At 27.4% G+C, this 17,284-nt stretch carries 18 protein-coding genes and 1 pseudogene; 13 read left to right on the top strand and 6 right to left on the bottom strand.

All coding sequences use genetic code 11. The features are described 5' to 3' along the window. From AJ888_RS04915 to AJ888_RS04900, 6 genes are all read left to right on the top strand, one after another. A partial coding sequence (locus AJ888_RS04915) for a hypothetical protein (protein WP_070296158.1) occupies positions 1–1,091 on the top strand: 1,091 nt, incomplete at its 5' end. Positions 1,092–1,113: 22 nt separating this feature from the next. Beyond that, positions 1,114–1,908, top strand: a complete 795-nt coding sequence (locus AJ888_RS04910) for a hypothetical protein (RefSeq protein WP_032603326.1) — start codon at positions 1,114–1,116, stop codon at positions 1,906–1,908. 659 nt (positions 1,909–2,567) lie between these two features. Continuing rightward, on the top strand, positions 2,568–5,294 hold the full coding sequence (locus AJ888_RS04905; RefSeq protein ID WP_032603324.1) for a conjugal transfer protein TraG N-terminal domain-containing protein: 2,727 nt from the start codon (positions 2,568–2,570) through the stop codon (positions 5,292–5,294). A 20-nt stretch (positions 5,295–5,314) separates the two neighbouring features. Continuing rightward, a complete protein-coding gene (locus AJ888_RS09460; protein ID WP_257841619.1) occupies positions 5,315–5,446 on the top strand; it encodes a hypothetical protein in 132 nt (43 codons plus the stop codon). A 474-nt stretch (positions 5,447–5,920) separates the two neighbouring features. Beyond that, complete coding sequence (locus AJ888_RS09195; protein ID WP_002861539.1) at positions 5,921–6,070, top strand: hypothetical protein; 150 nt, start codon at positions 5,921–5,923, stop codon at positions 6,068–6,070. After that, on the top strand, positions 6,067–6,459 hold the full coding sequence (locus AJ888_RS04900; RefSeq protein WP_002861538.1) for a type II toxin-antitoxin system death-on-curing family toxin: 393 nt from the start codon (positions 6,067–6,069) through the stop codon (positions 6,457–6,459). Before AJ888_RS09195 ends, AJ888_RS04900 begins: the two co-directional genes overlap by 4 nt. Before the next feature lie 294 nt (positions 6,460–6,753). On the opposite strand, the gene AJ888_RS04890 is transcribed toward AJ888_RS04900, so the two are convergent. The 5 genes and pseudogenes from AJ888_RS04890 to AJ888_RS04870 form a co-directional block, all read right to left on the bottom strand. Further along, on the bottom strand, positions 6,754–7,416 hold the full coding sequence (locus AJ888_RS04890) for a hypothetical protein (RefSeq protein WP_002871457.1): 663 nt from the start codon (positions 7,414–7,416) through the stop codon (positions 6,754–6,756). Between the two features lie 177 nt (positions 7,417–7,593). Beyond that, positions 7,594–8,601 (bottom strand): annotated as a pseudogene (locus AJ888_RS04885) (DUF3825 domain-containing protein). 1,255 nt (positions 8,602–9,856) lie between these two features. Then, positions 9,857–10,084 (bottom strand): hypothetical protein, encoded by a 228-nt coding sequence (locus tag AJ888_RS09450; RefSeq protein ID WP_079757448.1) that lies wholly within the window; start codon positions 10,082–10,084, stop codon positions 9,857–9,859. Positions 10,085–11,392: 1,308 nt separating this feature from the next. Continuing rightward, the gene (locus AJ888_RS04875) at positions 11,393–11,584 is read right to left on the bottom strand and encodes a hypothetical protein (protein ID WP_002779581.1); all 192 of its coding nucleotides are present in this window, start codon (positions 11,582–11,584) and stop codon (positions 11,393–11,395) included. After that, on the bottom strand, positions 11,577–13,034 hold the full coding sequence (locus tag AJ888_RS04870; protein WP_002861528.1) for a DNA methylase: 1,458 nt from the start codon (positions 13,032–13,034) through the stop codon (positions 11,577–11,579). Before AJ888_RS04870 ends, AJ888_RS04875 begins: the two co-directional genes overlap by 8 nt. A gap of 853 nt (positions 13,035–13,887) precedes the next feature. Between AJ888_RS04870 and AJ888_RS09445 the strand changes: the two genes are divergently transcribed. The 5 genes from AJ888_RS09445 to AJ888_RS09435 all read left to right on the top strand — a co-directional run bounded on the left by AJ888_RS09445 (position 13,888) and on the right by AJ888_RS09435 (position 15,143). Continuing rightward, positions 13,888–14,184, top strand: a complete 297-nt coding sequence (locus AJ888_RS09445; RefSeq protein WP_052950193.1) for a type II toxin-antitoxin system PemK/MazF family toxin — start codon at positions 13,888–13,890, stop codon at positions 14,182–14,184. A 47-nt stretch (positions 14,185–14,231) separates the two neighbouring features. Further along, positions 14,232–14,366: a transcriptional regulator gene (locus tag AJ888_RS04860; protein WP_002861523.1), complete on the top strand. Its 135-nt coding sequence runs from the start codon at positions 14,232–14,234 to the stop codon at positions 14,364–14,366. A gap of 34 nt (positions 14,367–14,400) precedes the next feature. After that, positions 14,401–14,691 carry a recombinase gene (locus AJ888_RS04855; protein WP_250482852.1) on the top strand — a complete coding sequence of 97 codons (291 nt, stop codon included), beginning with the start codon at positions 14,401–14,403 and terminating at the stop codon, positions 14,689–14,691. Positions 14,692–14,744: 53 nt separating this feature from the next. Then, complete coding sequence (locus tag AJ888_RS09440; RefSeq protein ID WP_002861521.1) at positions 14,745–14,900, top strand: hypothetical protein; 156 nt, start codon at positions 14,745–14,747, stop codon at positions 14,898–14,900. 87 nt (positions 14,901–14,987) lie between these two features. After that, complete coding sequence (locus AJ888_RS09435) at positions 14,988–15,143, top strand: hypothetical protein (RefSeq protein WP_225899392.1); 156 nt, start codon at positions 14,988–14,990, stop codon at positions 15,141–15,143. Between the two features lie 450 nt (positions 15,144–15,593). On the opposite strand, the gene AJ888_RS04845 is transcribed toward AJ888_RS09435, so the two are convergent. After that, a complete protein-coding gene (locus tag AJ888_RS04845) occupies positions 15,594–16,007 on the bottom strand; it encodes a hypothetical protein (RefSeq protein ID WP_002861519.1) in 414 nt (137 codons plus the stop codon). 694 nt (positions 16,008–16,701) lie between these two features. On the opposite strand from AJ888_RS04845, the gene AJ888_RS09185 reads away from it, so the two are divergent. Together AJ888_RS09185 and AJ888_RS09180 are read left to right on the top strand one after the other, a co-directional pair. Then, the gene (locus AJ888_RS09185; protein WP_162842029.1) at positions 16,702–16,869 is read left to right on the top strand and encodes a hypothetical protein; all 168 of its coding nucleotides are present in this window, start codon (positions 16,702–16,704) and stop codon (positions 16,867–16,869) included. An 11-nt stretch (positions 16,870–16,880) separates the two neighbouring features. Continuing rightward, positions 16,881–17,024: a hypothetical protein gene (locus AJ888_RS09180; RefSeq protein ID WP_002807233.1), complete on the top strand. Its 144-nt coding sequence runs from the start codon at positions 16,881–16,883 to the stop codon at positions 17,022–17,024. The last annotated feature ends 260 nt before the right edge of the window (positions 17,025–17,284 follow it).

The raw sequence follows: 17,284 nt of genomic DNA, 5'->3' as shown, positions 1-17,284 counted from the left end.
AACCCCAATACCTAGATCCTGAATTTCACACAGGGGAGAAATCTACTTTACTTGAATTTAAAGATTGGCAAAGTATATATTTAAAAGATCCTATCAAAGGAAGCATAGCTCCTTGGACTAAAGCAGAAAAAGCTTATTATCATTCTTTAAAAACCAAAAGAGAAAGATATAAATATTTAGCAATAAGAAGTGGATTAAGATCTGTGGTTATAGATATACCCTATGATGCTTATGCTAATGTAGATGAAAAAGGAAGATTGGTTAATGAAGAATACGCTTATATTTATGATGAAGTAAGTTCTCATCGTGGAACATTAAAATCTTATTCTTTCTTTAATGAATGGGAATTGTCTGCTTTACTTTTGGGAAATATTAAAGCTAGTCCCACAGCTGCCGTAGGATTTAAAGCAAGACAACAACAAGCATTGTTTTTACAAGCTCAACTTGGAGATAAAAATGCTTTTAAAAGTTTAGGTTTAGCAGTATTGTGTTCTAATTCTTTTCTTACAGGGCAACATTGGAATAAGCTTAGAGCAAAAATGATTTATGATTTACACGATTATCATTATGAGAGTTTATTAGATGAATTTGGTATGCTTCCTTTTTTAGATGAGATTATAGGAGCAGATTGGACGATTGATTTAAATAAATATGATTTTGCCTATGATGAAGAAGGTAGAATCATTTGGGCTTTATATGATGATATTGAAAAAGGTAAATTAAAAGATCCAAGAGATATAGATTCTACTCCTGAAAGTAGGAAAGAATTTGATCATTATATGGATGGATATAAAAATGGAATGGCAACTAGATTTGATGTAGATATTAGAAACGAAAGAGATGAAAGATCTGCTAAACTGACTATGGATACCCTAGTATTAAGCGCCAAATTAGCAGCCCTCACTCCTCCTCAAGGCTATCCTAATGCTCCAAGATACTATAGCCCTGAAAGACTAGAAATTATTTATAAAAGACATAAGCTTGATAGACTCCTTGATCCAAGAATTCCTGCTATTTATAGATATAATTTTCCGCAAGAACTTCGAGCTAAGATAAGAGCTTATGCTAAAGAACATAATATCAAAGAGTAAGCCACAAAAGAAAGGAAAAACAATGCAAAAAATACTTCAAATCAATTTAGAAAAAAGAAAAGCTTTAGAGAATTTCAAAAATCTAGCTTTATTAGGATTAGGTGGAACAATGCTTTTAAATTTAAAAGAACAAGCTTTGGATTTTAGTCAAGAATTAACTTATATAAATACTTATGATAAGTATTTAAATTTAAAGCTTGATTCTTTTTATATCCCTTCTACACTTTTATCTTTGCTTCAATTAACTAAGAAAAGCAAAGAAGCTTTTTATATCAATGTTTTAATCAATAGCGATACACATTATAAAAATCCTTTATTACAATATGCTATTACCCAAAAACAAGAACAAGAAAATATCGTTTATGCTTTAAAAAATAATGAAAATATTAATACTTCTTTTACTAATCTTAATGCTTTAAAATTAGCTTTAGAAGAAAAGAATTTTTATCTTAATTTTATAGACTTAAACAGCAAAGAAAGTCTTTTAAGTTTTTATAATCAAATATTAAGTAATCATCATCTTAAAGATTATTTTTATATAAAAAATAATCAATTTTTTATTAAAAAAGATATAAAAAATAAAATTGTATTTCATAATATAAATTCTTCTTCTATTATAAGTAATTATCTTAGATTGTTAAATGATTTTAATACTTTAAGCAAGATAGAACTCATAAATATATTAGAAAGTTTAAGTTTGTATAACCTTTCAACTTTAATGCAAACTATACAATCAAAAAATGAATATAACTCAAAAGACTTTGATAAAGATAGTATCTTTTTATCTAATATGATTATGAATGTGAGATTGAAGTAAAAAGATAGTAGATTTGGTAAATTTAAATCTTGTTAAGTTTATTATTTAGTTCAAATAAAAAATATAAAAAAATATAGAAATTCAATAGAAAGAAGAGAAGCTTAGTTAAAAGTTTGTTTGGTGCAAGCCACAAGGGAGTTTCGCCCCTTAAGAAAAGGGGCAAGGCTAATAAGCCTTGACAGTAATTATACAAATTAGTATAATTATAAGTACGAAACGAAACATAGTTTCACCCCCTTTCTAGGGTGTGATTATGCCACAGGGTTGCAGCCTTGTGGTAAAACCCTTAATGCAATTATACCAAACAAATTCTTTGACTTCTTAATACATTTTATTTATGATTGAATCTTATCTTTTAGCATAAGCAAGAAAAATATAAATTAAAAAATAAAATAATTCAACAGAAAGGAGATAAGCTTAGTTAAAAGCTTGTTTGGTTAAGCCAAAGGGAAAATTATAGCTCCCCTTAAAAAAAGGGGAAATCAAGTGTTAATAACACTTGACTATAATTATACAAAGTAGTATAATTATTACTATAATTTTATTGGACAATTTAATCACCGCCTTTCTAGGTTATGATTAATGCCAAAGGTAGCCGCCTTTGGCATCTACCTTTTATAATTATACCAAACAAACTCTTTAACTTCTTAAAACAGTCCATGAAAAGATTTTACTTTTTATTCCTTAGCACTTTGTTTTTTGCACCTTCATTTTTATTTGGTGCAACTGAAATAGCTAATAGCAATTTAATTTATACTTGGGGTTATGGCGATGTGATGAATGAAATCATGCAAGCTGTTAAAGGAATAACCACTGAAACAAGTTATATCGTTAATGCAGCCTTAGCTATCTCATTATTGCTTTTTAGTATCAAAAAAGCAATGGATGGACAAACAAATCCTGTGTTTGAATTTGGAAAAATGTTTATACTTTTTGCTGTAGTGTGGCAGATGTTTTTAAGAGCGCCAAATGACAATAGTCACCGCTTCATGATTCACGATGAAGTAACAAGTAAAGATTATGTCATTTCTCAAATTCCTATAGGTATAGGAAAAAGCTTTGCATTAATGACACAATTTGAGAAGGTTATCCTAGAAGCTATGGAAAAACATTTTTCAACTCCACAATCTACAAATTTTTCTAATGCAGGTTTAGGTTTTTCGCTTCAAGTGATGAGTACTTTACCAAGTGTAAAGCTTTCGGCTATTGATGCAACTTTACAAAAAAATATTGATTTTTACTTTAGAAACTGCGTTTCAGTAGGTATCTTACTTAATCAACAAGGTAGAAATCTTTTTCAAAACTCTGATAATTTAATGCAAGATCTTTTCACAAACATAGGCAATGGCTCTCAGCTTACTCCTTTGTTTAAAAATAACAATAATGTTGAAGAACAAAGTGTTGTGCCTTGTTCTGATGCAGGTCCTCAAATCGTTGAAATGATTCAAAACGATACAGATGAAGCTATGAAGATTCATGCTGCTTTGCTTGGTATGGCGAATGATATGACAAATTATGAGCAAAAGTTCTTAGGCGCTGCACAAATCTATAACGAACAAGCTGTAAGTGCTAGATCTTATTTGCAACAATCCATGGTAATGCTTGCTTCTCAAGATGCAATCATTAATACCGCTAAATCAGTAGGATTAAATCCTGCTTCTGTGGCTGCAAATACTGCTTATGCGGATCAGCAATTTTATGCAAGTATGCAAGCACAAGGACACATGGCGCAAACTTATTTGCCTTTAGCTAAAGCTTATTTAACAGCTATTATCATAGGTTTATCTTGGCTTGTTGCTTTGCTTTCTATTGTATTTGGCTCTTACGCACATATTAAGATGTTTTTTACTCTATGTATTTGGATAGTGCTTTGGACTCCTATACTTTGTATTATTAATTTTATAAATGATTTTAATCTTATGAATGTTGCACAAGTAATAACAGGTGGAAAAGCAGCTTTAAGCTTAGGAGATAACATGCTTATATTCAAAGAAGTAGCAAATAGATCAAATTTCATGAATTATCTTGTAATGAGTACTCCTGTTTTAGCTTATGCAATTGCTAAAGCAAGTGAGCAAGGATTTATAACTTTTGCTTCTGGATTATCTCAAGCTCTAACAGGTGCTTCAAGAGCTGCTGGAAGCTTTGCAAATCAGCAAGCTCTATCTACGCAAACTAGCATTGCTGCTCCTAGAGGAGATGAAGTTTGGGCGATGAATGCAGGGGTAGCATCGCTTCAATATGCAAGAAATATAGATGGTGCGGTTACTAAATTTAATACTCAATCAGTTATGGGTGACAATACAAAGAATTCTGAAATCTCTAATGCAAATATGACAGGAACAAATGTTGATGGTATGATGTCAGGCGCCAAACTTAGTGCAGGAGCTATGACAACTGTTAATAGCGTATCTCAAGCAAATTCTGATGCTTGGAATAAAAACTTTAATGATCAGTATTCACATATGAGTCAAAGCGGTAGAGCAAGTGCATTAAATGAAGCTAAAGGATTTATGGAGAAAGGAGATGAAGCATTTAAGAAGGCTTTTGCAAATAATATTGGACAAGAGATTCAAAATAGAACTGATTTAACTAGCGAAGAAAAGGCGGAAATTGCATTAGCAGCTTCTGCTCATGCAGGTTTTAACATTCTTGGAAATGGTGCTGAAATTCAATCAAGTGCGAGTTCAAAAAGAGGTATAGGAAATGTTGAAACTTTTTCAGAAGCTCAAAAAGCTGCATATAATGAAATAATGGAAAGAGCTTCTCTTAAAACTCTATCTACCACAAAAGGTATGGATTCTTCTTGGAGCAATACACTTTCAGGTGGCGATTCTACAGCTTATTCAAAAATGGTTGGGTATGCTCAAAGCTATACACAAACAGAACAAGGTATTCAATCTGTCAGTACTAATAATATTGACAATACACTTAATGTGGTTGCAAGAGATCTTGCTGCAGGAGATAATAAAGACTTTAGCAGCCTTAATACAGCTCAACAAAATGAATACTTTGCAAAAGCAGGTAATTATGTATCCGATATGATTAAAAATGATCCTGCGCAACTTGCACAGTATAATAGTCAATACGGCGCTCAAAGCATTGTTAGTCCAAATAATACTACTATGCCACACGCTGCAGGTATGAATTTTAAAACCATTGATGGATCAGAAAGAAGTGTTTTAACTCAATCTAATTTAAATCAAGATCAAGTAAATCAAAGTAGTAAAAGAACAAGCAACACTACAACAATGCCAGATAGTCAAGAAGTTAAAAGCGGAGCAACTCACTCACAAATAGCTCAAGATAATAAAAAAGGAGGTAATGCTATTAGAGAAACTTCTAAAAATTGGAATCCTCTTGGAAAAGATACTCCTTCTATTTAAACAAAAGGCTTTATAGCCTTTTGTTTAAAGATAAAATAGAATCTAAAATAGCACAATTTACAGAAAAAGCCATGAAAAACAACGATAATATAAAAACTAATGCAATAAAAGCAATTACGACAGATTTAACAGTTGTTAACACTCCTAAATAAACTCCAATTAAAATCGAAATTGAAATTAGCAAGAGAAAACATAAGAGAAATAAAAATTTATTAATTATTTTAGTTTTCCTTTTTTCTGTATTTCTGTTTTTTAGAAAAACCATATAAAAACTTAAAATTGAAAAAAACAACACAATAAATATTAAAAAGCTAACAACTAAGTATGTGGAAAACATAATATTACTCCTTGATTAATAACTTATTCATATTTTTAATAAAATTATACCATATTTTAATAAATTTTGCAAGTATTTTTGCTATAAAATGCTTATTTTTTAGGGGTTTGAAACGGATTTCTTTTTTTTTGACTTGATTGTTTTATTTATTGCTTAATGAAAATTAATTTGGGTATAATTAGCAAATTAATTTTTTTAGCTTCATATTGATTTGCTAATCAAATATAAATGTTAAAATAGTCTATACAGTATTTAGGATATTAATTGAAAGAATAAAGAGGGTAGTAAAATGAAAACCACAGAATATAATACGCAACAAAAAAATAATAAAGAATATTTAGCTGAGAGAAAAGCAGTTAAAAAAACTATGGCAAAAATGGAAAAAGAGTTAGAAAAACCTGCTATAAATGCGGTGTTTCAAAGACTTAAAAATAAATGAAATATATAGAACTAAGCGAAGCTATTGCTATACACGAAAAGATTATTGAAAAAACAGGCGGATTAAGTGGTTATAATGAAACACAAATAGGATATTTGGCTAGCGCATTAGAGCATATAAAAAACGATGATTACTATCCTACAATAACTGATAAAATTACACATTTAATATTTTCCTGTGTAAAATTTCATCCATTTGCTGATGGAAATAAACGGACTTCGATATTTCTAGGTATGCACTTTTTAGATTTAGATGGTAAATATAATGATAAATTTGCTGAAGTTATGGAAGATATTGTTGTCGGTGTTGCAGATGATTCTATTGCAAAAGATGATTTAAATCAAATTTTACAAAATTTTATTGATAAAAATATAGAAGTTGAAGGATAATTTTTATCATAACCATCAAAATATAAATTCACATTTACATCGTGATATTGATAACGAAGTTTAATACAGTTTCCGACTTTTTTATATTTAGCATTATTGTACTTCTCTAATAAAATACCTAAAATAATAGTATCACTCATTTACACTCCTTGAAAACGAAAATCTAAATATTATGTTATTATACAATCAACATTTTAGAGCAATACTAAATATAAACTAAATTGACAATTTTTTTATTGTATGATATAATTTAAAATCATTATAAGGGCGGATCGAGATCGCCCATCTTAAATACTATTTTAAGTAGCTATTCAAATCTTTTTCAAAACTCTCTATTAAATCACTTAAAAAAGCATTGATTTTATTTGGCATAACGCCTATAAAGGTATTATGTGATTTTGTGGTGATTCTAGGAGCTAAAGCCTTTTGATTTGTTATTTTTGTTTTATATAAATTTTCCCAGTGAAAACTTCTATTTCTGATTGTGAGTAAAAGGTTAAGAACAATATTTGCTTTTTCTATATTGCTAAAACTATTTTTATATTTTTTATTATTTACATAGTGAAAGTAATATTCTTTGTTGTGTGCATAATATTTTTTAAAATTTATATTAGAAGAATTAATTATTTTTGCCTCTAAGTGTTCTAGCTTAATTATAAATATTACATCTCCTAAAGAAATTCTTGAAATGAGTTGATTGTTATCTAATATTTCTTTGTTTTGCAATTTAATTATTTTTTGTTTGATGTTTTCTTCGTTATAATTTCTTAACCATTCTAAATCTTTTTCTTTCATATGTTTATCTAGTAAATTTCTTAATACTAGTTCAAGTATTGCTATTTTTGTTGTTATGCTTGCAATCATTTTTAAATTATCAAAATGTTCGTAAATATTATTATAAGATTCTAATCTTTCTTTAGAAAACAAATATTCAAGATCGGTTTGTTCTGTTGGCATGAATTTCTCTAATATTGGATTAATATTCTTAAATCATATCAAATTTTTACAAAAAATATTATTATTCACACTTGTAAGTACTTTTTTCAAGCTTTCTTTCCATTTCTTTTTTTGGAAATAAAATTATATGATAAAATAGACTTATCTAAAAAGCCTATTTTACCAATGTTTTCACTTTCAAATGGTGTTTTTTACCCATTCAGATTCAACTATTGAAAGAACTCTTGCAGTTTTGTAAATATTATCATGCGGATTTAGTATAGTTCTCACAGCGTAATACTGTTCGTTTTTTACCTCTTCTTTTTCAACTACAACTATCGTATCAACTGATTCTTCTTGAAGTTTCAAAGGAATGTATAAAACTACCCTTTGCTTATAAGCTGCAGGAATAATCATCTTTTGAAGATTATAATTATCTTTGATGATTTTCAATTCACCATTAATAATGTGTCCTATGAACCTATCATTTAGTTTTTTCACAATTTCAGGTAATCGCTCTTTTCTCTCAAAAAGATGCAAATGATTTACCCTAAAATCCAATTTACTGTCAAAAATGATTTCATTTTTGAATGTATCATAATCGCTTAAAGATTTAGGTATTTCTAAATCATCTAAAACTCTATCTCCATTAGAACAAAATTTTCTAAAAACATATCCTCCGTTTTCTTGAATTTCAAAGTATGCAAATATTGGAAAAACACCTGTACTATATAAACCTGTATTGAAACATGCCTTTGTTTTGTCTTTATTATAAGTAATAATATCAGGATAGCTTTTATTTTCATAAATGAACTCAAAATATTTAAATAGATAAGAAAATAAAATATTATTTCCGTTTCCCCAAAATTCTTTTTGAGCTATATTAGAAAGCTCTTGGAGTGTATTTAGAAAATTTGGAAAATAGGCAAATCAAAACAACAAAGGTTTCTCTTCAACTTTGTTTTGAATTTGATCACGATTTGAAGTCTTGTTTCTTGTGGTAGCTTTTTTAACATAAACTAAAGAAGGTTCGTTTTCATCTTTTTCAAGATCAAAGCCTGCTTCTATTAATGCCTTACTACAATTGATTTTTAAATCATATTTTCTTTTCAAATATTGACTGATATGTCCTGTAGTAACATGGTCAAATTTAGTTTTACTATCTTCATAGGCTTCTAAAATTAATTTTTCTATGTTTTTTTCCACGCTAAAAACCTAATTGTCCTTTCTTATAATCTTCTAAACCTTTCAATAGTCCAAAAAGTATGTCAGAATCAACCGCTCCTTCAATAGGAGTGCCTATTACTTTTCCTGTTGGAGTTAAAATATAAGTTGTTGCGAGTTAATTACAAATCAACTAAATAAAATACATATATTACAAGTTGTTTTCAAGCAATATGTAATTTTATTTCAATATGTGATACACATTAATACAACTTTACTTCAAGTATAGTTTATGTTTATGTAAATTTTTATTTCAACTTAACTACACTTTTACTACAACATAACTACAACTTGAGTGCAAAAAAATGCTACTTGATAAACTGCATTTTATTTTCAACTTAATTACAACATAATTACAACATAATTACAACTTAACTACAACATAATTACAACTTGAATTCAACTTTATTACAATTATTTTCAACTTAACTACAATTTGAGTTCAACTTTATTACACTTTCACTACACTTTAACTACAAAAATGTGAAAATTTGCATGTTTTTTGAAGTAAAAGTGTAGTTAATATGTAGTTAATATGTAGTTAATGTTATTTTTACTAAAACTTGAGTGCAACTTTATTACAACTTAACTACAAAAAAGAGTTTGTTTAAAATACTATTTTATAGGGTTTTTAATATTAATTTAATTTTTATTGTTGAAAAAAATATACTAAAAAGTGTAATAAAAAAGTAAAATATCAATATTCATGGCTTATCTATGTTAAAACCCTTATTTTTAGGTTCTTTTGCTTTTTTTGAAAAAAATGTAAAAAGTTGAGCCAATGGGCATAATGCAAGAGTATAGCCCAAATATAGGCATTTAAAGCTTATTATTGCGGGCAAGTAATATCAATGTTTTACCGACATTTTGCGATTTGTAAAAAGCTTTTAAAATATCTATTTTGTAGGTTTTTAAGCATTATTGATAATCGAGTTATTGTGTAAGATTTTTGGCAAAAATAGACTTTAGAGCTAAAAACTACAAAATTTTCTTCATGGCGTGTATTTTTGATTGTGCTTGATTTATAGCGATAATATGAGATCAAGGGCTTATTTTAGAAGTTCTTGCGAATTTTCAAAAATGCTTTGCAGTTTTGAAATGGACTGTGGTTTTTGTAGGTTTTTTTATGTTTTTTTGATTGCAAGTGTGTATCTTGAATGGATATAGGGTTTAAAATGACAGAATTAGCCTTTAAAAGGCTAAAATGATTTTTTTAATGGTTTTTATCGTTTTAGGGTTATTTTTTTGATTTTTGGGTGTTTTTTGAAAGAATATCGATTAGTGTTTCAAAATCTTGGATTTCTGATTTGGTGATTTTGAATTTGTCTTTGAGTGTTAGAAACTGATAGGCTGAAACTATATCAAGCTTTGGGTATTTGGCTTGTAAATCGATAATGCTCTCATGGTTTTTAACTCTTTTTAGTTTGGCAATAAAAGTGTTTTTTGTTTTTTTGATATAAGCCATAACAGCAGGTGTCATTTTGCTTTTGTTTTCATCTGTTTTGCCATAGATTGAGAGTATGAATGCTAGACAGCTAGTTATATTGACAAATAATTTGTCGTTTTTCTCTTTGTGGATTATTTTGTTTAGGTATATTTTGGTAAACCAAGTTTCTATGGCTTTGTGCATTTTGTTTTTTCGCTTGGGCGTGTATTAGTTTTAGACATAAGTTTTCTTCTGTGGTTTTAGTGCTTTATGAAATTATACCGTATTTTTATTTAACTTGGGTATGAAATGAGTATTTTTATATATTAGGGAAAGTTTATGCTAGAAATATGTTTAAAAAGTGGCAAAAATAGGGAGTAAATGAGAAAGAATGAGGTGATAAATAAGGCAATAAATGAGGGAATAAATGAGGTGATAAATGAGAGAAAGAATGAGTATAAAGGCTATAAGGATTTGTGTTAAGGATAGCGTTAAGATGAGATTTGAATGCGTAGAATGCAAGATAGGGAGGAATGGGAGATGGGGTATAAAGGGGGTGATAAATGATGAAAATTATTCAATGAAATGTAGCGGATAAAGAAGGGGAATAAATGAGGTGATAAAGGGTGAGAAGAATGCTTTTCTATTTCAGGGGCTAAAAATACTTTAGGTTAGGTATAAAAATGGCAATATTATTAACGAAGTTAATGTATGGTAGGTATAAAATTTTTTAACACCCTTTTTTTGAGAAAAATAAATTTCATTCTAAAAATACTATAAATCTCCAATTTATAGACATTCTTTGCTTTAGGGTAGGTATAAAAATGCCCTTGCTTAAACCTAGACTTTTTAATGCTTAATTAAAAATTAAAGTCCCTAAAAATAGGCATTCTTTGCTTTAGGGTAGGTATAAAAATGCCATTGCTTAAACCTAGACTTTTTAATGCTTAATTAAAACTATTTTTTGTCTTTTCGTGGGTTTGGATTTGGAGTATTTTTTAATTGAAAAATTTACAAAAATTTTAGAGTAAAGATAGATAAAAAAAACAAAAAAATAAATCAAAATAAATATAGTTTTGCTGTAATTTTCTCTTTGAATTTTTGCTCACAAAAAGTACAAGATAATTTTTTATTTTTTTAATCATTTAAAAAACAATATTTTTTATATGAAAATTCACAGAAAAAAAAAGATAAAATTTTAATACTAATTTTAATTAATTTTATTTTAAGTCTAAAATATATAGAGATAAAAGTGGTATAAAAAATACACTATTTAAAAAATACTTATTTTTTTACTTGTTTTTAATTGATTTTTATATCTAAAATATTTTTCTCATAAAAACATGATTACTCGTTTATATAGATAGACTTTTCAAGCTTTCTTTCCATTTCTTTTTTCTTTTTTTCAATTGCTTCATCAAATCCTTTAAGCACTGAAAATGGAGCAAACTGTGCCGCTCTTTTTTCTAATGGCATAAGAGGATATTTTGTAGATTTTTTGTATTTAATATTAATAATATCATCGTGGTTATTAGGCATTGTGTCCTCCTATTTGCGAATTAATTTTTAAGCCATTTTCAAGACTCGAGGCTTTAAAAATAGATTTTTTTCCATATTTGTGAACAATCGCGAGTCTAGCTTTTTGTAATTTCTCTTCTTTTATAAAATTTTTATTTTCCTTCTGTTCTATGTCGGCAAAAAGACTGGGTTCTTTAATTTTTTTTATCGTGTCATTTTTTACAACATTATTAAGAGTAAGACTTATTTTTCTAATTAAAAAATCAGCATTAACTATTAAATCAAACAATTCTAAACCTTTATTGCAAATAGTTTCCAAGGAAGAGCTGTGGTAATCCAAATTGATTGTTGAATGTGCATTTTTTGGAATAGATCTTCCATAGGAATCTTTGCTCATTGGACCCTTGTAGCTTTGTACCTTTTCTAAGCTTTCTTTATCATATTGTACATCTAAAACGATTTGATTGCATGTTAAATTTTGCTCAATTAGCTCAAGAACCATATGATCGACGATTTCTTTAAGCATATTTCTAGCTTTTTTAAAACTATAAGGCTTAGGCAAAACCTTAGCCATTACCTTAGAGATATGTTTGCTTTTATATTCTTTAATAGCTTGCATTGTACAGCTTTCAAACCCCCAAGCATGATCGATTAATAACTCAGCATTTACTCCAAAAATTTGATAAAGTTTATCCTCGTTATTAAGAGAGTATCTTGCTAAATCTCCCATATTGTTAATGCCTATGCTTTTTAGTTTTGTTGCATATCCTTTACCTATACGCCAAAAATCATTTATGGGCGTGTGTTGCCATAATTTTCTTCTATAAAGCATTTCATCCAAATACCCTATGCAAAGTCCATCTTTATTAGTATTTTGTTTTTTGGCTAATATATCCATTGCAATTTTTGCTAAGTAAAGATTTGTTCCTATTCCCGCAGTTGCTGTTATTTGAGTTGTTTTTAAAATTTCAAATAATATGTTTTCAATGAGTTTGTCAGCAGATAGCTTATAATGTTTGATATAAGGAGTTAAATCAATAAATACTTCATCAATGGAGTAAATATGAATGTCTTTTGGATCAAAATACTTTAAATAAATACTGTAGATTTTAGAACTATAGTCTATATATGTTGACATCCTAGGTTTTGCGACAATGTAATCAAGTTCTAAATTAGGATTATTTATTAGTTCAAGATGATTGTATGATTTTGCACTGAAATATTTAGCAATTTTTAAGCGCTTGTAATTGATTGTTTTTACTTTTTGTATTAGTTCAAATAGTCTTAATCTGCCTGATATATTATAAGATCTTAATGCGGGAGATACCGCAAGACATATTGTTTTTTCAGTTCTACTTTCATCCGCAACTACAAGATTGGTATTTAGAGGATCTAATTTTCTTAAAATGCATTCAACAGAAGCATAAAATGACTTAAGATCTATAGCTGCATATTTTTGCGTATTATCCATATTTTCACATTTGTATATAATAATTATTTTTTAATTGTATAAAAAGAATTTTAATAGACTAAGATTGTTAATTTTTAGTTCTTGTTTTGGAATTAATCAATAAAACAATCAAGCTTGTAGATTTTTTCATCTAAAAATTTTATCAAAAACCATGCCTTGTTTAAAATTACATAGTATTAAAAGAGGTTATTCAATATTATGCTTTTATATATTTAAATCGAGCGAGCAAAGTATACGAAAAGATTTATATCAAGTTTAATTTTAAATGATAAAATTTAGGCTGAAATAATGATAAAGTTTTTTGAAAATGCTGATTGTAATAAAAAGTTACATTAATATAGGCAAATGAAATTTTCTGCTATTTTTTTTAATAATAATTGCTATTGATAAAATAAAAATCTGCCTTATTTTATACATGGAAAAATCTCAAAATCTTTATCACTTCTTTCATTTTTCGCTATTTAAAAAATGGAACTGTTATAATAAGGATCTTGCTTTTTATATAAATCATAAACCAAAATACCAATAAATTAAAAAAAGAAAGAGAAAATTAGTTGAAAAACAAATCTTTTAAAAAGACAGGAGAAACAATGAAAAAACTTAGAAAAATATAGAAAAGAAATATTTAAAGATAAAACTTCTGCTTACAGCATTACATAGCATTATGCCAAAAGATATAAAGGAATAAAATGAACGAAGTGCAATTTGACAGCTGGAACGAACGAAAAAAGAGCTTAAACAAAGTAAAATTAATCAGAAAAGTTAGTGTAAAAAAAAGATTTATTGGCTTAGCATTGGTTTAAATATCGGTGCTGAAGTTTAAGGTAAAAATGAGTTTTTTACGCGTCCTGTTTTGGTAATAAATAGTTTTTATAATGGCACATTTTTAGGCGCACCTTTAAGTTCTAAGACTAAAAACAAAAAAGGCTTTTTATTTCACAAATTTAAGGACAATAAAGGCACTTTACAAGTTGCACTTTTAGGACAAATGAGAGTTTTTGATACTAAAAGGATAAAAACTTACATAGGAAAAATCAATGACAAAGATTTTGAAATGCTTAAAAATAAAATAGTAGAAAATATAATAATCCCTGCACTAAGACAGGGAAACTCAAAAAATGAGCCAAATCCTTTCATTTCTGAAAAGTAATGAAAAAATTATTACTAAAAAATATTAATCTAAAATAAAGGATTAGCATGACAGAAGAGAAAGAAAATATTATTAAAGAAGTTTGTAAAGAGTTAAACACTACTCAAACTGAATTAGGAAGACAATTAGATGTCTTTGCTTCTACAATAAATACTTGGGCTAGTGGTAAAATTCTAACTTAGTGGATTATATTCTACTGAAGAAATGGGCGTTGGAATGACTGAAACTAGCAATATTGTTATCGATATTGAAGCTTACCAAAACAATACTCATGAAAACAAAAAGAAAGTTGATTTCTCACAAAACTTTTCACAATCAAACGCTACAACTTTTAGCGAAGATGAAAGACAAGTTTTGTTATCTTTGGGACTCGAAGTGAAAAATGAAGATGGTTATTATTGGATTGTAGGAAATACCTATGGTTTAAATGAAAAAATCAAGCAATTAGGTTATAGATTTCACTCTGAGAAAAAAACATGGTGGAAGCAAATTGGAAATGTAGCCTAAGAGCGCACATGAAAATATGTTATAATTTAGGAGTTAGTATGCAAGGATATGCCATGAAAAAAGAAATTACACTCAATGAGAGCTTTAAAGCATTATTGAAAAGTATTTTTTCAGATACTGATCAAGCTAAAAAGCTCATTCAAGCTTTTGAAGAATTTGCTAATGATAGAGCAACAACGCAAAGGCTTAATTTTGGGAATTTAAAGTAAGAAGCCATTGAGCAAATAAGAAATGAGTTGGTTAGCAAGGATTTATTCCAATCTGAGACTAAAGGACTTGAAGCCGAAATCAAACGAATGGAAAGTTCCTTACAAAGTGAAATCAAACTATCAATAAGTTCATTAAAACAACAAGGAATCTATTGGCTTATAGGAGCTTGTGTTGTTAGCATTGCCACTATAATTTCAAGTGTTTGGGCAATAATGGACTTTATGGTAGAACACTTAAAATAATACTCTCGCACTAGAAACAATCTAGTGTAACTTAATCCTAAGGTGGGATATTTTAACCCTTGACTTTTAGTATTTTTTTGTTATAAGATAAGAAGAAAAAAGAAAAATTTTTTCAAAAAAATAGTAATATTTACAAAAATACCTACAAAAGCAATCTTAAGATTCATGGAATCTATTGGCATAGGATTGTTTATAAATAGTCTTTATGGTTTACAAACAGGCGATAGTAGAGCTTTTATTATCCTCATCGAAAGTTTGCTAATTTTAACGGTAGTTGCATTATCATCAATCTTTCTTAAAGATTGAACTTTTTTTGAAAAAAGGAGAAAAAATGGATGGTTATAATATAGCTATTTTAATTGGTGCTATCACTCTCGTTTTTGGCATATTGGTTTTAGTAGCTCATTATCTCAATGATAAACACACTAACGAAAGTAAAAGTTAAAAACCTTATTGTCTTAGAAATGATTTAAAGATAGACAAAATTAAATCAAAAATTGTAGGCTGTAAAATAAACATTAAAGCAGCAAGAATAATTACATATGTTCTAACTTCTCTTTTAAAGCTATCTAGTTTGTTTTCAAGCTTATTAAGTTTAGCACATACTGAATCTTCAGGCTTATCAAGTTTAGCACCTATTGAATATTCAAGCTTATCAAATCTAGTATTCAAAAGATCTATAGTTGGTAATTTAGAAATGGCTTCTTTAAATTCTCTAAAAGATTTGTCTTTTATTTCTTGAGAATTTATTTGGCTTTCTTTAGCAAATTCGTTAAGAGCTTTAATGAAATTTTCTTCAGTTTGATCTTTAAAATAGATAGAAAATAAAGCTTTTACACCTTCTGAAATATAATAATTTTTCATATTTATACAACCTTTTTTTAATTATAACATAGCAAATTTAAAAATGCAGTTTTTATAAAAATAAATAGAAATTTGTTTTGATTATATTTTACTCAATATTTTTTATTACATCTATGGTTAGTGAATATAATTAATAATTTTTATAAGGGCGTTTTCTGCTTCTTTGTTTTTATTCTTCTTTTTAAAAGCTACATCACAACACTTTATACTCTAAGCTTTTTAAAAGTACTTAAATAAGATTATCATAATAAATAATAAAAAATCAATTTCTTATTATTTTCATTTTATTTTTTCTTGTTTGTTATAATTTATATGTTAAAATAACATATTACAAAGTAAACAATATGGATTTATCTCATTCATTAGGACAATATATTATTTTAGCTTTTGCAATAGCCGTAGCCATATTTGTTACATTTTATGACTTTGATAAAAAAGATCATCAACATAATATAAAAAAATAATATCCTTAATATTTATAAAAATTAAAAAAGATTTTAAGTCATTCTAAAAATAAAAATTTATACTATTTTTAAAGGATTTGCTATGCAAAAAAAATATATAAGATTATATTATTGATGTTCATTCTTGCGATTCCCATTCATCAAATGCTTATAAACAAGATTTATTCGATGTTTTAAATGAAGATTTTACCAAAGAATATGAATTCATAGATAGTCCTACTTTAGATGATATGGTAAAACACAAACAAAGTGATGAAGTTTTTAAAGTGTTTTATAAAAAAGATGATAAAATAAGATTGCTTAGAGTTAGCAATATGCAAGCTTTAAATCGTTTTGATAAACTTAAAGGTGCAATGACAAAAATAATTTTAGATAGTGGTTTTAAACCTGATAAATAAAAAGGATTAATATGTGTAAAGATCAAGAATATATAGAGCAAAGAAAGGTTTTATGGGAAAAAAGTTTTGAAGCCTTTAAAGATGATAAAGTGTATCAAAAAGAACAGCTTGAACTTGCAGAAGCAGGAATTAATGATGGCTTAGAGGAGGATTAATTATATAATTAGCCATATATTTATATTAGTTTTTTTTAAAAAACCGTTTTTACTATTCTTTAATCTTTTATATTGTATTTTGATTGTCTTATTTATGTAATTTTATATATAAAAAAAGTTTTTTCCAATTTTACAACAAAACCCTTTATGGTATAATAAAAATAAAAATTATATAAGAAAGGATACAAATGGCTATAAAAATTGAAATTAGCGGATTTGATAAGGATTTTTTACCTGTTTTTGAGAGTTTAGCTAAAAGC

This window comes from Campylobacter sp. BCW_6467, from assembly GCF_001762855.1.
GTDB lineage: Bacteria > Campylobacterota > Campylobacteria > Campylobacterales > Campylobacteraceae > Campylobacter_D > Campylobacter_D jejuni.
The sequence above is the reverse complement of the archived record's forward strand: the minus strand, read 5'-3'. Positions and strand labels throughout refer to the sequence as shown.

What these genes read in the sequence shown, in the direction of transcription:
- AJ888_RS04910 (WP_032603326.1), top strand. Translation starts at nt 1,114, where the DNA reads ATGCAAAAAATACTTCAAATCAATTTAGAAAAAAGAAAAGCTTTAGAG.
- AJ888_RS04905 (WP_032603324.1), top strand. Translation starts at nt 2,568, where the DNA reads ATGAAAAGATTTTACTTTTTATTCCTTAGCACTTTGTTTTTTGCACCT.
- AJ888_RS09195 (WP_002861539.1), top strand. Translation starts at nt 5,921, where the DNA reads ATGAAAACCACAGAATATAATACGCAACAAAAAAATAATAAAGAATAT.
- AJ888_RS04900 (WP_002861538.1), top strand. Translation starts at nt 6,067, where the DNA reads ATGAAATATATAGAACTAAGCGAAGCTATTGCTATACACGAAAAGATT.
- AJ888_RS04890 (WP_002871457.1), bottom strand. Translation starts at nt 7,416, where the DNA reads ATGCCAACAGAACAAACCGATCTTGAATATTTGTTTTCTAAAGAAAGA.
- AJ888_RS09450 (WP_079757448.1), bottom strand. Translation starts at nt 10,084, where the DNA reads ATGGCTTATATCAAAAAAACAAAAAACACTTTTATTGCCAAACTAAAA.
- AJ888_RS04875 (WP_002779581.1), bottom strand. Translation starts at nt 11,584, where the DNA reads ATGCCTAATAACCACGATGATATTATTAATATTAAATACAAAAAATCT.
- AJ888_RS04870 (WP_002861528.1), bottom strand. Translation starts at nt 13,034, where the DNA reads ATGGATAATACGCAAAAATATGCAGCTATAGATCTTAAGTCATTTTAT.
- AJ888_RS04860 (WP_002861523.1), top strand. Translation starts at nt 14,232, where the DNA reads ATGACAGAAGAGAAAGAAAATATTATTAAAGAAGTTTGTAAAGAGTTA.
- AJ888_RS04855 (WP_250482852.1), top strand. Translation starts at nt 14,401, where the DNA reads ATGACTGAAACTAGCAATATTGTTATCGATATTGAAGCTTACCAAAAC.
- AJ888_RS09440 (WP_002861521.1), top strand. Translation starts at nt 14,745, where the DNA reads ATGAAAAAAGAAATTACACTCAATGAGAGCTTTAAAGCATTATTGAAA.
- AJ888_RS09435 (WP_225899392.1), top strand. Translation starts at nt 14,988, where the DNA reads ATGGAAAGTTCCTTACAAAGTGAAATCAAACTATCAATAAGTTCATTA.
- AJ888_RS04845 (WP_002861519.1), bottom strand. Translation starts at nt 16,007, where the DNA reads ATGAAAAATTATTATATTTCAGAAGGTGTAAAAGCTTTATTTTCTATC.
- AJ888_RS09185 (WP_162842029.1), top strand. Translation starts at nt 16,702, where the DNA reads ATGGTAAAACACAAACAAAGTGATGAAGTTTTTAAAGTGTTTTATAAA.
- AJ888_RS09180 (WP_002807233.1), top strand. Translation starts at nt 16,881, where the DNA reads ATGTGTAAAGATCAAGAATATATAGAGCAAAGAAAGGTTTTATGGGAA.